Raw genomic sequence first — 13,335 nt, forward strand, 5'->3', positions numbered from 1 at the left:
GGGGTGAAGAATAAAAATACAGAGGATTCGCCTGAATGCGTTTCTGGTTTCTTTTTTGCACAGCACTGTTGTTGGCCGGATGTAGTAGCCACCGAGCGCCGCCGCCCAATGCCCGGCTCTCTGATTCCATTACCGTGATTGCCGGCTTAAATGATCAACTCCAGACCTGGCGCGGGACGCCCTATCGTTACGGCGGCATGAGTCGCGGTGGTGTGGATTGTTCCGGTTTTGTGCTGATGACCATGCGCGATCAGTTCTCTTTGCAGCTGCCGCGCGAAACCCGTCAACAGGCAAAACTGGGGACGGAAATCGATAAGGACGACTTGTTGCCTGGCGATCTGGTGTTTTTCAAAACCGGGTCGGGAGAGAGCGGTTTACATGTGGGTATTTATGATACTAACGGTCAGTTTATTCATGCATCAACCAGTCGTGGTGTGATGCGTTCGTCGCTGGATAATGTCTACTGGCGGAAAAACTTTTGGCAGGCGAGACGCATTTAGTCGTAGGGCGTTATTTCGATTGAGGATGTCCCTCGCTTTTATTGTCGAAAAAAGAACAATGCTGGATAAGCGTTTATAATCAGGATAAGCTGAATACTAAGGAACCGGGGCTCCGGGTGAAAAGGACAACATGAACATTTTCCTTCTGGCATTAAAAAAGATGGATGACGACATCCTGTGTAATAGGTTGCCGAATCACTCCCTGTATGTGGGACTGCCGTGATGAATGTTTCACTGGATAATGTGTATCATTCTGAACTCTATTTTCAGCCCGCCAGGAATGTACAACGAAAACTTATCGGTTTAAGCGTTATCGCAAACTTTGTCAGTGAAGACGGTGACGTTCGTATCCCAACTGAACTGGTGCTTCCGCGACTTTCTCCCGAAGAACAGTGCCAGTTATTTATCGAAAAGCTGGCGCTGATCGAAACGTGCCAACATTTTTTTATTCAACATAAACTTGTCGCCTGGATTTATATAACCCCGGCAGTTGTACCGTTATTATTAACCAATAGTGAGTGCGTTTCTGCCGTTAAACGGTTTTCGTTTCTCGAACTCATGATAAATGAGAATTTTCCCGAACTGTCTGAAGGCAAAGAGAATAAAACGTTGCATGCGCTGGCTGAACGTTTTCCTCTGGTACTGGCCAATTTCGGCGCAGGGGAAAGTGCCAACAAAGCCATATTCGATGGATTATTTAAACGAATTATCCTCGACCGGAATTTTGTCCATCGTCGGGCCACTCGTCTTTCCTTCGAACCGTTCATGCGCGCCATCCTTTCGCAAGTGTCGCCTTATTGCGAATCGCTGATGATCGCCGGTATCGACAGCGAAGCGATGTTGACCCGCGTGACGCCATTCGGTTTTAGCGGTATGCAGGGCGGGCTGTGGCCTGCCGTCACGGCCAGTCAGGTCACCCAATTACTCCACGGATAACCTTTCTGTTTGCTGGTGTTTATGACGGAAATAACCGTCTACACTACAGGCAGGAGGCCCTATGACCCTGTCTTTTACAACCCGCTGGCGCGATGAACTGCCAGCAACATTTACCGCTCTGTCGCCAACACCGCTGAATCACTCGCGACTGATTTGGCACAACGATGCGCTTGCCGAACAACTGGGCATCCCCGATTCCCTTTTTCATCCTGACAGCCCGGTGGGTGTCTGGGGCGGCGAGGCGCTGTTGCCGGGGATGTCTCCGCTGGCGCAGGTCTATAGCGGTCATCAGTTCGGCGTCTGGGCGGGTCAACTGGGTGACGGGCGCGGCATTCTGCTCGGTGAGCAGTTGCTTGCCGATGGCAGCACAATGGACTGGCACCTGAAAGGCGCGGGTTTGACGCCGTATTCACGCATGGGTGATGGTCGTGCGGTATTGCGCTCCACGATCCGTGAAAGCCTTGCCAGTGAAGCGATGCACTACCTGGGGATACCGACGACCCGGGCGCTGACGATTGTCACCAGCGAAACACCGGTTTACCGCGAAACGGTGGAGGCGGGGGCGATGCTGATGCGACTGGCGCAAAGCCACTTGCGCTTCGGTCATTTTGAGCATTTCTATTACCGTCGCGAGCCGGAAAAAGTTCAGCAACTGGCGGATTTCGCCATTCGTCATTACTGGCCGCATCTCCAGCAAGACGCCGATAAGTACATTCTCTGGTTTCGCGACGTGGTCGCGCGGACCGCGTCACTGATCGCCGACTGGCAAACCGTGGGTTTCGCGCACGGGGTGATGAACACCGATAACATGTCGATCCTCGGGCTGACGATGGACTACGGTCCGTTTGGGTTCCTGGACGACTATGAACCGGGCTTCATTTGCAACCATTCTGACCACCAGGGGCGCTACAGCTTTGACAATCAACCGGCGGTAGGTTTGTGGAATCTTCAGCGCCTTGCGCAAAGTCTGTCGCCCTTCATCACCGTTGAGGCGCTCAATGATGCCCTCGACGGGTACCAGGTGGCGCTACTGACGCGCTACGGTCAGCGGATGCGGCAGAAACTGGGGTTCATGACCGAACAAAAAGATGACAACGATCTGTTGAACGAATTGTTCAGCCTGATGGCCCGCGAGCACAGTGACTATACCCGTACTTTCCGCATGCTAAGCATGACAGAGCAGCAGAATGCCGCCTCTCCACTGCGCGACGAATTTATCGATCGCGACGCCTTTGATGACTGGTTCACACGTTACAGAACGCGTTTGCAGCGCGATGCAGTCGATGATGCTGCGCGTCAGTCGCTAATGCTGAGCGCCAATCCTGCGGTGGTGCTGCGTAACTGGCTGGCGCAGCGGGCGATTGCGGCGGCGGAGAAAGGCGACATGAGTGAACTGCATCGCTTACATGCCATATTGCGCGAGCCTTTCCGCGATCGCGATGATGACTACAGCCAGCGTCCGCCGGACTGGGGCAAACGCCTGGAAGTCAGCTGTTCAAGCTGAAGCGCTATTTGGTCAGCAAGAGTTTACCTGCCTGCGTTTGACGCAGCAGGTATTCCTGACCGTTGTGATCGATAATCACTTTACCGTCATCACCTAACAGTTTCTGACTGCTGATCTTGCGGATGGGCGCAGGTGGGAGAGCCGCGTTTTCTCGTTCCTTAAGGCGGGGTGATTCAATGTTATCCATACGGGTATCACGATTTATTAATAATAATTAATGTAACAATGATTTTTATTATCAATAAAGTGCACGATAACAACAAGTATTAAATGTGGTAGTTTGCGAAAAGGGGAGAGAATATGCCCACCCTGTACGGATGGGCGGACGTTCAGAAGCGGCTGTCCACCGCCGAGGCCAGTTTGCTCAGCAGCAGTTCAGTGTCTTCCCAATTAAGGCAAGGATCGGTTATCGACTGACCATAAACCAGCGGCTGCCCGCTGATAATTTTCTGCGTACCTTCACGCAGGAAGCTTTCCGCCATAATGCCGGCGATGGCTGTCGATCCGTTACGGATTTGCTGGCAAATATCATCACAGACATCCAGTTGACGGCGATGCTGCTTCTGGCAGTTGCCGTGGCTGAAATCGACGACCAGATGTTCTGGTAAATCAAATTCATGCAGCGTATCGCAGGCTGCAGCAATATCTTCAGCATGGTAGTTCGGCTTTTTGCCACCGCGCATAATGATATGGCCATAAGGGTTGCCGCTGGTCTGATAAATGGTCATCTGACCGGTTTTATCGGGTGAGAGGAACATATGGCTGGCGCGGGAAGCGCGGATCGCGTCAACGGCGATACGGGTATTTCCGTCGGTCCCGTTTTTAAAGCCGACCGGGCAGGAGAGCGCCGAGGCCATTTCGCGGTGGATCTGGCTTTCGGTGGTCCGCGCGCCAATGGCGCCCCAACTGATCAAGTCGGCAATAAATTGACCGGTCACCATATCGAGAAATTCCGTCGCGGTTGGGATGCCCAGTTCATTGACCTGCAACAGCAGTTTACGCGCCAGTTCAATGCCGTGATTCACGCGATAGCTGCCGTTGAGATCCGGGTCGGAAATGAGTCCCTTCCAGCCGACAACGGTACGTGGTTTTTCAAAATAGGTGCGCATGACGATTTCCAGGCGCGCCTGATGCTGCGTGCGCAGCGCCTGTAAACGCGTGGCATACTCCAGCGCGGCATCGAGATCGTGAATGGAGCACGGACCTACAATAACCAGCAAGCGGCGGTCTTCACCATTCAATATTCTTTCTATCCGGCGTCGGGAGTCGGTGACGTGGCTGGCGACGGCGGTCGACACAGGATGCCGTTGCGCAAGTTCAGCGGGCGTGACCAGACTGTCTATACGCGCGGTACGCAGTTCATCGGTTCTGTTCATGACAATTCTCAGAAATTTGTGGCTTCTACGGCAGAGGTACCGGGAAGTGATGGGCACAACCTTAAACCAATCCCTGCTGATTTCAAGTGCGAGGTGCGTCACACCTCGCGGCAGAACGGTATGATAACAAAAAAACAGAACTCGTGAACTAGTTTATTAGTACATGCGTCGACTTAATCCCATGATATCGAGGATTTTGGTGGCAATCTCTTCAACTGAATAGTTAGTACTGTTCAACCACGGGATCTGGTTCTTACGGTAGAGCGCCTCGACTTCGGCCACTTCCATACGGCACTGACGCAGGGAGGCATAGCGACTGTTTTCCCGGCGCTCTTCGCGGATGGCGGCCAGACGTTCAGGGTCAATCGTCAGACCAAACAGCTTATGTTGCAGGGGTTTTAACGATGCAGGCAGAACCAGATTGTCCATGTCGTCGGCAATAAAAGGATAGTTTGCCGCGCGGATGCCAAACTGCATTGCCAGGTAGAGGCTGGTGGGCGTTTTGCCGCAGCGCGAGACGCCTAACAAAATCACCTGCGCCTGGTCCAGGTTGCGCAACGAAATGCCGTCATCGTGGGCAAGGGTATAATCAATGGCGGCGATTCGCGCATCGTACTTGTTCAGGTTACCCGGATTCAGCCCGTGCGTCCGGTGAGCAATCGGCGTGGGGTAGAGTTTCATCTCGTGCTGTAGCGGGGTGATCAGCGCCTGCACGATATCCTGACAGAAGCCTTCGCTTTGCAGAATGATGGAACGGATCTCCGGTAATACAATCGAATAGAACACCAAAGGGCGCACGCCGGTTTGTTGATAAATGGCGTCGATTTGGTCTTTAACGGCGCGGGCGCGGTTCTCATTTTCAACAAACGGCAGCGTAATACTGCTGATAGTGACGGGGAACTGTGACATCACCGCATGGCCCAACACTTCAGCGGTAATTGCTGTTCCATCGGAAATATAAAACACGTGACGATCTACAGCATTATCCATTTTCACACCCTGAAAGTCAGTCATAATTCTCTGAAAGCATAAATTAAAATTACTCTGAAGCGTAGAAAATAACGCTTATTTTGAAAATGAAATGGTATTTTTATATTTTATGAAAAGTGCATTTCATTTTATGGAACAGATGTTTATACCGACACATTTTGTGGGGATCGCCCGCCATTCGCGGGTTTGCGCAAATGGGTAAACTGTCCGAAAAAATAAAAAATATATTTGCTTGAACGATTCACCGTTTTTTTAAGCGGGTTAAATATGCAAAGATAAATACGTAATTAAGCGTTTCCTAAACTCGTTCATTTATCACAAAAGGATTGTTCGATGTCCAACAATGGCTCGTCACCGCTGGTGCTTTGGTATAACCAACTCGGCATGAATGATGTAGACAGAGTTGGGGGCAAAAATGCCTCCCTGGGTGAAATGATTACTAACCTTTCCGGTATGGGTGTATCGGTACCGAATGGTTTTGCCACAACCGCCGATGCGTTTAACCAGTTTCTGGACCAGAGCGGTGTAAACCAGCGCATCTATGAACTGCTGGATCAAACGGATATTGACGATGTTAACGCGTTAGCGAAGGCCGGCGCGCAGATCCGCCAGTGGATTATCGACACTCCTTTCCAGCCTGAGCTGGAAAATGCTATCCGCGATGCCTACGCACAACTCTCCGCGGACGATCAACATGCTTCTTTCGCCGTGCGTTCATCTGCCACTGCGGAAGATATGCCGGATGCCTCTTTTGCCGGGCAGCAGGAAACCTTCCTCAACGTCCAGGGCTTTGACGCCGTACTGGTCGCCGTGAAGCACGTGTTTGCCTCGCTGTTTAACGACCGCGCAATATCCTATCGCGTTCACCAGGGCTATGACCACCGTGGCGTGGCGCTCTCTGCGGGTGTCCAGCGGATGGTGCGTTCCGATCTGGCGTCGTCCGGCGTGATGTTCTCCATCGATACTGAATCTGGCTTTGACCAGGTGGTGTTTATCACCTCCGCGTGGGGGCTGGGCGAGATGGTGGTGCAGGGCGCGGTAAACCCGGATGAGTTCTATGTCCATAAACCGACGCTGGCGGCCAATCGCCCGTCTATTGTGCGCCGCACGATGGGCTCGAAAAAAATCCGCATGGTCTATGCGCCGACCCAGGAACACGGCAAACAGGTCACCATTGAAGATGTGCCGCAGGAAAGCCGTGATATTTTCTCCCTCACCAACGACGAAGTGCAGGAACTGGCGAAGCAGGCGGTACAGATTGAAAAACACTACGGTCGTCCGATGGACATCGAGTGGGCGAAAGATGGCCATACCGGCAAACTGTTCATCGTCCAGGCACGTCCGGAAACCGTGCGTTCTCGCGGCCAGGTGATGGAGCGTTACACGCTGCACGCGCAGGGCAAAATCATTGCGGAAGGCCGTGCTATCGGTCACCGCATCGGGGCAGGCCCGGTAAAAGTCATTCACGACATAAGCGAGATGAACCGCATTGAGCCTGGCGACGTGCTGGTCACCGACATGACCGACCCGGACTGGGAACCGATCATGAAAAAAGCGGCGGCGATTGTCACTAACCGTGGCGGTCGTACCTGTCACGCGGCCATTATCGCGCGTGAACTGGGGATCCCGGCGGTGGTAGGCTGCGGCGATGCCACTGAGCGCATGAAGGATGACGAGAAGGTCACCGTTTCCTGCGCAGAAGGCGATACAGGCTACGTGTACGCCGACATGCTCGACTTCAGCGTTAAGAGCTCCAGCGTCGATACGATGCCGGATCTGCCGCTGAAGGTGATGATGAATGTCGGTAACCCGGATCGGGCGTTTGACTTCGCCTGTCTGCCAAACGAAGGCGTTGGCCTGGCGCGTCTGGAATTTATCATCAACCGTATGATTGGCGTCCACCCGCGTGCGCTGCTGGAGTTTGACGATCAAGATGCCAAACTGCAAAACGAAATCCGCGAGATGATGAAAGGCTTTGATTCTCCGCGTGAATTTTACGTAGGTCGCCTGACGGAAGGGATCGCCACCCTCGGCGCGGCGTTCTGGCCGAAACGCGTGATTGTGCGTTTGTCCGACTTTAAGTCGAATGAGTACGCAAACCTGGTGGGTGGTGAACGCTACGAGCCAGAGGAAGAGAACCCGATGCTGGGCTTCCGTGGCGCGGGTCGCTATGTGTCGGACAGCTTCCGTGATTGCTTTGCGCTGGAATGCGACGCGGTGAAACGCGTGCGTAATGAGATGGGACTGACTAACGTCGAAATCATGATCCCGTTCGTCCGTACCGTTGAGCAGGCAAAAGCGGTCGTGGAAGAGCTGGCGCGTCAGGGGCTGAAACGCGGCGAAAATGGTCTGAAGATCATCATGATGTGTGAGATCCCGTCCAATGCCCTGCTGGCTGAACAGTTCCTGCAATACTTTGACGGCTTCTCGATCGGTTCTAACGACATGACACAGTTGGCGCTGGGTCTGGATCGTGACTCTGGTGTGGTATCAGAGCTGTTTGATGAGCGTAACGACGCGGTGAAAGCGCTGCTGTCGATGGCGATTCGCGCCGCGAAGAAACAGGGTAAATACGTCGGGATTTGCGGTCAGGGTCCGTCTGACCATGAAGACTTTGCCGCCTGGCTGATGGAAGAGGGGATCGACAGCCTGTCGCTGAACCCGGATACCGTTGTCCAGACCTGGCTGAGCCTGGCGGAACTGAAGAAGTAAGGTACAGCCGGATGGCGATGCGCCGCCATCCGGCAATTTATGCCTCACGGCATTCCGACGCTAACCGCTGAATAATATCCTGGCGTAACAGGAACTTTTGGATCTTCCCGGATGCCGTTCTGGGTAACTTTTCGACCACCACAATGTGCTCTGGATACTTATATTTCGCTACCCGTTTACGGCTAAAGAAGGCAACCACTTCTTCCAGCGACAGTGAATGATGCGGCGCTTTCAGCACGATGTAGGCACAGGAACGCTCGCCTAAACGTTCGTCCGGCATAGCAACCACACAGGCATCGTGAATGCGGGGGTGCTGCAACAGAATATCTTCCACTTCGCGACTGCTGATGTTTTCTCCGCCCCGAACGATAATATCTTTCTTGCGCCCGGTTATCTGAATGTAGCCCGCCTCGTCCATCCGACAGAGATCGCCACTGTAGTACCAGCCCTCGCTATCCAGCGCCCGGGCGGTTAACTCAGGCTCGTCAAGATAGCCCATAAAGACGTTCGGTCCACGCGATGCCTCTTCCCCTTCAACGCCCGGAGGCACGGGATTACGCGCCTCATCAACAATTCTGATCTCCACGCCTGCCGCCGCGTAGCCATCGGTATTCATCATACGGGAAGGGGGGGCGTCGAGATTCACTACCGCATGCGGCGAGCTTTCCGTCGAACCATAAACGCTGAGCAGTTTAATGCCGCGCTGCTGGCAGTCGCGAGCAATGCGCTGCGGAATGGTCGTTCCTCCGCACAAAAAGAAACGCAGCGAAGAGAGATCGGCAGGCTGCCGTTCCACAGTACAGAGCAGGTCGTACACAAACGGCGTCGCCCCTAAGACGCAGGTACAGCGCTGTTGCTCCAGAAGCGCAAGGCAGGCCGTTGGGGTAAAAATATCCAGTAGCACGCTGCGCGCGCCGATCAGAAACGGTGCCGTCACGCCGTGTAAAAAACCGGTGGCGTGTCCCAGCGGCGCTGGCATCAGAAAGACGTCCAGCCAGGTCAGATTCAGACGCGCGCAGTAGGCCCGCTCGCTGGCGAGAATATTGTTGTGGCTGAGCATGACGCCTTTTGGCAGTCCCTCGGTGCCAGAGGTAAACAGCACGGCGGCCAGCTCGTCGCCGTGAACCTGAATATGACAGGCAAGTGGCGCGTTGTCCGCAACGATCTGGCTGAGCGCGAGCGAGGTTGTCGCCGGTGCCAGTTTATCGACGCCGATAACGTGTTGCAGATGTGGCAACTGGTTTTGCAGGGGCAAGATCAAATCGACCGGGCGCGTCTGTTTAAACACGGTTGGGGCGAAAAACAGTTTTGCCTGACATTTGTTCAGCACCCACACCAGCTCGGCTTCGCGCCAGGCGGGCAGCAGGGGAACGGATACGGCGCCGGTTTTCAGACAGGCGAGATAGATAACGGTAAATTCGCACCAGCCGGGAAGCTGAAAAGCGACGCGGTCGCCGGGCTGAATGCCGTTCGCCAACATCCAGCTCGCCAGACAGCTTGCCGCGTGGTCGAGGGCGGCGTAAGTGAATTCCGTACCGTGGTTATCCACGACGGCGATTTTGTCTGGCACGCTGCGTGCGGTATGTTGCCAGTAGTCTCCCAGCGAGGCATCGCCCCAAAAGCCAAGCTTGCGGTATGCGTCCCGCCGCCCGGCGTCAAACGTTAATGTGACACTCATCGGAGGTTCCCGGTCTATCAAGGGGGGAGTAGGGGATTGCAGGCCGGATAAGACGCCTGGCGTCACTCTCCGGCATTTGTGCCCATCCGTCGTTTCAGCCGTAGCGGAAATCCACGCCAAACGTGCCTGCGGGGTACTCCCATTTTTCGAGGATCGTCTCACCACACAGCACCCGGCAGGTTCCGCACTCCAGACAGCCCGCGGAATCAAAGTGAATCGTACCTGCCTCATCCTGCTTATAGAGTCCGGCAGGGCAGGCATTCAGCAATTTTTGAAACTCTTTGCTGTCCGGGTTCGCCGCCAGAATGATGTGCGGATGGCCCTCATCAACATGGAATTTATTGACGCCCAGTTTGACGTCGACGTTAACGCGATTTTCCTGGCTCATAGCGCCGTGACTCCCTTAATGCCATCTTTGAGCAGATTCATCAGCCCGATCTGTTTTGCATGTGACAGGATCATTTTGCGCATCGGCTGATTCGGGCTGCCATCAATGGTGAATATGTCATTCATGATGTCCGCCACCATTCGCGGGTACTGGGTGAACAGGCGCGGATTCTCCATCAGCGCCGGGATCTTACGGAAATGCTGCATATCACGCATAACGCACCCTTTCTCCAGCTCGTGTTTGTATTGCGCAAGCGTGCGGGCAGAGAAGTCCTTGCGCTCTTTGGCCCCAATCGCGGCGTGTGCCGCCGCTTCGGCAGAGGCGATGGCTAAATCCATTCCGCGTACCGTAAAACCGAGGTTCAGACAAAAGCCCGCAGCGTCACCGACAATCATCACACCGTCGCCTACCAGCTCCGGCACCATCGCCAGTCCGCCTTCTGGCACCATATGTGCCGAGTACTCCAGCAATTTGCCGCCCTGAATCAACGGACGAACGGCAGGGTGCTGTTTAAAATCTTCCAGCATCTGCGGTACGCTTTTCTGCGCATGGGGCATGTCGCCCAGCCCGCATACCAGCCCGAGGGAGACGGAATCGCGATTGGTATAAAGGAACCCGCCGCCCATCAGGCCGTTTGACGGTGATCCTGCGAATAACCACGCCGCGCCTTCATTTCCGGACAGATTAAAACGGTCGTTGATTTGTTCCGGGGAGAGGCCAATCAACTCTTTCACACCGACAGCGTAATGGTGCGCCGATGAGGCAGGTACCATGCCCAGCGAACGGCCCAACATTGAATTGACGCCATCAGCGAGGATCACCACGTTGGCTTCGAGAATATCGTCGCCAGCCTGTACGCCTGTGACCTGGTTGCCTTCACGAATCAGCGCATCCACGCGCACGCCAGGGATAAATTGTGCGCCAGCCGCTTCGGCTTGCTCCATCAGCCACGGGTCGAGACGGTTGCGCAACACGCTGTACGATGCCTGAGTCGGTACATCCGGCTGTTCGCGATGGTAATCCAGCGTGATCGCGCTTTCTTCCGTCATAAACGAGATTTTCTCGCGGGTGACTTTGCGTTCAACGGGCGCCTTCTCGCCAAATCCGGGCATAATCCGCTCAATCACATGGGCGTAGAGACGCCCCCCGGTCATATTTTTACTGCCCGCGCTGTTACCGCGCTCGATGACCAGAACATCGAGTCCGGCTTTTGCCATGATGTACGCCGCCACCGTGCCCGCTACGCCAGCACCGACGACGATGGCATCAAATTTTTCATCCGACATGCTTAAAGCTCCCTTCCCGCCGTTTGCACAGCGGGAGATGTGGGTCAAGGTGAGAATTAGCGCAACTGCGCGATCAGGGCAGGGACCACTTTGTAGATATCGCCCACCAGTCCGTAATCGGCATAGTTAAAGATTGGCGCGTTTTTATCTTTGTTCACGGCGACAATCACTTTCGCGCCATTGCCGCCCACCATATGCTGGATCTGTCCGGAAATACCCAGCGTCAGATACAGTTCGGACTTCAGCAGCACGCCGGAAACGCCGATGTAACGCTCGCGCTCCATCCAGTTTTCCCCTTCGGCGATAGGGCGTGAACAGCCCACTTCCGCGCCGAGTACGGTGGCCAGTTCGCGCACCATGTTCAGGTCGTCTTGTGCCGCCAGGCCGCGACCGACGCCTACCACGCGTTTTGCTTTGCTTAAATCAACGCTGCTGAGCGATTTGGCGCGACGTTCCTGACACAAGATCTCCTGGCGCGGGGCCACCCACTCGGCGGTAACCACCGGGCAGTCATGCGTGGGATCCGCCTCAATCGGCTCCAGTACACCAGGGGCGAGAGTGATAATGGCCAGCGGGCTGTTCAGTTTTTCTTTGCCAAACGCCAGGCCGCCATACATACGATGCTCGGCAAACAGCGCGTTCTCTTCAACGCTCACTGCCGTTGCATCGTTAACCATGGCCGCATCCAGCTGAATACTCAGACGCGCGCCCAGCGCTTTGCCGCGCTTGGTTGCTGCCATCAGCAGCAGACCGTCGCCTTTTTCCCGGATTTGCGCGGCCAGCGTTTCGGCGTAATTTTCGATTCGCTGTAGGTCGGAGGGTTTATCCAGTACGATGATGCCGTCAGCACCGAGCGGCTTAACCTGCGCCGCCTGCTCAGAACCCTGAACAATGGCATAGACCTGTTGACCCCACTGACGTGCGCCAGCCATCAGCTCTGCGTAGCGTTCAACGTTATCGCTAAATACCCAGACGTGGGTTAATTGACTCATGATTGTGTTCTCCGTTGGGCTCAGTTCAGGGCTTTTTTCAGGTGTTCAGCCAGTTCGGCGATGGCTTCCGGCGAATCGTTATCCAGAATGATGTGCTTACGCGCCGTTTGTGGTGGTACAGTAATGGCAACCAGTTCTGCTCGCAGCTCGCCCTGACTCCAGCCGATGTCGCTTGCCTGCCATGTGTGTACGGGCTTTTTCCCGGCGCCAAGAATGGCTTTCATTGAGGGGATGCGTGGCACGTTAATATCCGATGTCACGCAGATAACGGCCGGAAGTGTCAGTTCTATCACCTCAACGTCCTCTTCCAGCGTACGTTCTACAAGCAGCTTATCGCCCTGACGCTGGAGGCTGCTGACGGCGTTAAGGGTTGGCAGTTGCAGGATCTCACCGACCAGTAGACCAACCTGTTGTGCATAAAGGTCCCCAGACCCTTCACCAAACAGGAGCAGATCGAATCCGATTTTTTCCACTGTGGCGGCAATGGCCTGCGCCGTGTCTTTTGGCAGCGCGTGTTCCAGCTGTGCATCCTGCATCAGATACAGTGCATGTGGCCCGCGGGAGAGCACATCCTTACGCACTTTAGAGTTTTGCAATAATAAGCCGCCCACCGTCAGTGCCGCGATCTCATCCTCTGCCTCGGTGGCCAACTGCGTTGCGGCCTCAATGGCGTTGAGATCGAACTGACTGATTTTGGCGTCCGCATTGTCAAAGCTCAGCGCTTGCTCGGGCGTAACAACAATGTCCTGTTCTTCAGGCACCAGCTTAAAGCAGGTTATTATTTTCATGGCATCTCCTGTGAGTCGCATACCGACAGTGACAATCAGGCCACCCCGGCGGAAAGTGAAAATTGACTGGAAATAGTGTGCGACAGACGGCGGCTTTTTATCGACGGAGCAATCTGTTTTCGTTACCAGGTATCTTGCAAAAAAAGTGGGATCGCTCGTACAAAAGAAATGAGTAGAAAATCATT

Annotated in this window: 12 protein-coding genes; 4 read left to right on the forward strand and 8 right to left on the reverse strand. The window is 54.5% G+C overall.

The window, feature by feature from the left end:
• The first annotated feature begins 35 nt into the window (after window positions 1-35).
• The 3 genes from C2U53_RS21185 (at window position 36) to selO (ending at window position 2,940) form a co-directional block, all read left to right on the forward strand.
• Entirely contained in the window at window positions 36-500 is a 465-nt protein-coding gene (locus C2U53_RS21185) for a C40 family peptidase (protein WP_043000869.1), read from the forward strand.
• Window positions 501-722: 222 nt separating this feature from the next.
• Window positions 723-1,436, forward strand: coding sequence for an EAL domain-containing protein (locus C2U53_RS21190; protein WP_104446409.1), 714 nt, complete (start codon window positions 723-725; stop codon window positions 1,434-1,436).
• Between the two features lie 61 nt (window positions 1,437-1,497).
• On the forward strand, window positions 1,498-2,940 hold the full coding sequence (gene selO, locus C2U53_RS21195) for a protein adenylyltransferase SelO (RefSeq protein ID WP_104446410.1): 1,443 nt from the start codon (window positions 1,498-1,500) through the stop codon (window positions 2,938-2,940).
• A gap of 4 nt (window positions 2,941-2,944) precedes the next feature.
• Here the strand turns inward: selO and hemP are convergent, their stop codons facing one another.
• The 3 genes from hemP to ppsR all read right to left on the reverse strand — a co-directional run bounded on the left by hemP (window position 2,945) and on the right by ppsR (window position 5,306).
• The gene (gene hemP / locus C2U53_RS21200) at window positions 2,945-3,127 is read right to left on the reverse strand and encodes a hemin uptake protein HemP (RefSeq protein ID WP_044254783.1); all 183 of its coding nucleotides are present in this window, start codon (window positions 3,125-3,127) and stop codon (window positions 2,945-2,947) included.
• Between the two features lie 142 nt (window positions 3,128-3,269).
• Complete coding sequence (gene aroH / locus C2U53_RS21205) at window positions 3,270-4,316, reverse strand: 3-deoxy-7-phosphoheptulonate synthase AroH (RefSeq protein WP_104446411.1); 1,047 nt, start codon at window positions 4,314-4,316, stop codon at window positions 3,270-3,272.
• A 156-nt stretch (window positions 4,317-4,472) separates the two neighbouring features.
• Window positions 4,473-5,306, reverse strand: a complete 834-nt coding sequence (gene ppsR / locus C2U53_RS21210; RefSeq protein WP_043000864.1) for a posphoenolpyruvate synthetase regulatory kinase/phosphorylase PpsR — start codon at window positions 5,304-5,306, stop codon at window positions 4,473-4,475.
• Between the two features lie 333 nt (window positions 5,307-5,639).
• Between ppsR and ppsA the strand changes: the two genes are divergently transcribed.
• Window positions 5,640-8,018, forward strand: a complete 2,379-nt coding sequence (gene ppsA / locus C2U53_RS21215; protein ID WP_043000863.1) for a phosphoenolpyruvate synthase — start codon at window positions 5,640-5,642, stop codon at window positions 8,016-8,018.
• A 37-nt stretch (window positions 8,019-8,055) separates the two neighbouring features.
• Here the strand turns inward: ppsA and fadK are convergent, their stop codons facing one another.
• From fadK to C2U53_RS21240, 5 genes are all read right to left on the reverse strand, one after another.
• Complete coding sequence (gene fadK, locus C2U53_RS21220; RefSeq protein WP_104446412.1) at window positions 8,056-9,696, reverse strand: medium-chain fatty-acid--CoA ligase; 1,641 nt, start codon at window positions 9,694-9,696, stop codon at window positions 8,056-8,058.
• 94 nt (window positions 9,697-9,790) lie between these two features.
• Window positions 9,791-10,084, reverse strand: coding sequence for a ferredoxin family protein (locus tag C2U53_RS21225; RefSeq protein WP_043000861.1), 294 nt, complete (start codon window positions 10,082-10,084; stop codon window positions 9,791-9,793).
• Complete coding sequence (locus tag C2U53_RS21230) at window positions 10,081-11,370, reverse strand: FAD-dependent oxidoreductase (RefSeq protein WP_104446413.1); 1,290 nt, start codon at window positions 11,368-11,370, stop codon at window positions 10,081-10,083. The genes C2U53_RS21225 and C2U53_RS21230 overlap by 4 nt, the downstream gene beginning before the upstream one ends.
• A gap of 56 nt (window positions 11,371-11,426) precedes the next feature.
• The gene (locus tag C2U53_RS21235; protein ID WP_044265441.1) at window positions 11,427-12,362 is read right to left on the reverse strand and encodes an electron transfer flavoprotein subunit alpha; all 936 of its coding nucleotides are present in this window, start codon (window positions 12,360-12,362) and stop codon (window positions 11,427-11,429) included.
• A 20-nt stretch (window positions 12,363-12,382) separates the two neighbouring features.
• Window positions 12,383-13,150: an electron transfer flavoprotein gene (locus tag C2U53_RS21240; RefSeq protein ID WP_090049998.1), complete on the reverse strand. Its 768-nt coding sequence runs from the start codon at window positions 13,148-13,150 to the stop codon at window positions 12,383-12,385.
• Window positions 13,151-13,335: the final 185 nt, after the last annotated feature.

It is taken from the genome of Citrobacter sp. CFNIH10, assembly GCF_002934585.1.
Classification (GTDB): domain Bacteria; phylum Pseudomonadota; class Gammaproteobacteria; order Enterobacterales; family Enterobacteriaceae; genus Citrobacter_A; species Citrobacter_A amalonaticus.

Excerpts from the sequence above, each read along its gene's own strand:
- C2U53_RS21185 (WP_043000869.1), top strand. The coding sequence starts at position 36 with ATGCGTTTCTGGTTTCTTTTTTGCACAGCACTGTTGTTGGCCGGATGT.
- C2U53_RS21190 (WP_104446409.1), top strand. The coding sequence starts at position 723 with ATGAATGTTTCACTGGATAATGTGTATCATTCTGAACTCTATTTTCAG.
- selO (WP_104446410.1), top strand. The coding sequence starts at position 1,498 with ATGACCCTGTCTTTTACAACCCGCTGGCGCGATGAACTGCCAGCAACA.
- hemP (WP_044254783.1), bottom strand. The coding sequence starts at position 3,127 with ATGGATAACATTGAATCACCCCGCCTTAAGGAACGAGAAAACGCGGCT.
- aroH (WP_104446411.1), bottom strand. The coding sequence starts at position 4,316 with ATGAACAGAACCGATGAACTGCGTACCGCGCGTATAGACAGTCTGGTC.
- ppsR (WP_043000864.1), bottom strand. The coding sequence starts at position 5,306 with ATGGATAATGCTGTAGATCGTCACGTGTTTTATATTTCCGATGGAACA.
- ppsA (WP_043000863.1), top strand. The coding sequence starts at position 5,640 with ATGTCCAACAATGGCTCGTCACCGCTGGTGCTTTGGTATAACCAACTC.
- fadK (WP_104446412.1), bottom strand. The coding sequence starts at position 9,696 with ATGAGTGTCACATTAACGTTTGACGCCGGGCGGCGGGACGCATACCGC.
- C2U53_RS21225 (WP_043000861.1), bottom strand. The coding sequence starts at position 10,084 with ATGAGCCAGGAAAATCGCGTTAACGTCGACGTCAAACTGGGCGTCAAT.
- C2U53_RS21230 (WP_104446413.1), bottom strand. The coding sequence starts at position 11,370 with ATGTCGGATGAAAAATTTGATGCCATCGTCGTCGGTGCTGGCGTAGCG.
- C2U53_RS21235 (WP_044265441.1), bottom strand. The coding sequence starts at position 12,362 with ATGAGTCAATTAACCCACGTCTGGGTATTTAGCGATAACGTTGAACGC.
- C2U53_RS21240 (WP_090049998.1), bottom strand. The coding sequence starts at position 13,150 with ATGAAAATAATAACCTGCTTTAAGCTGGTGCCTGAAGAACAGGACATT.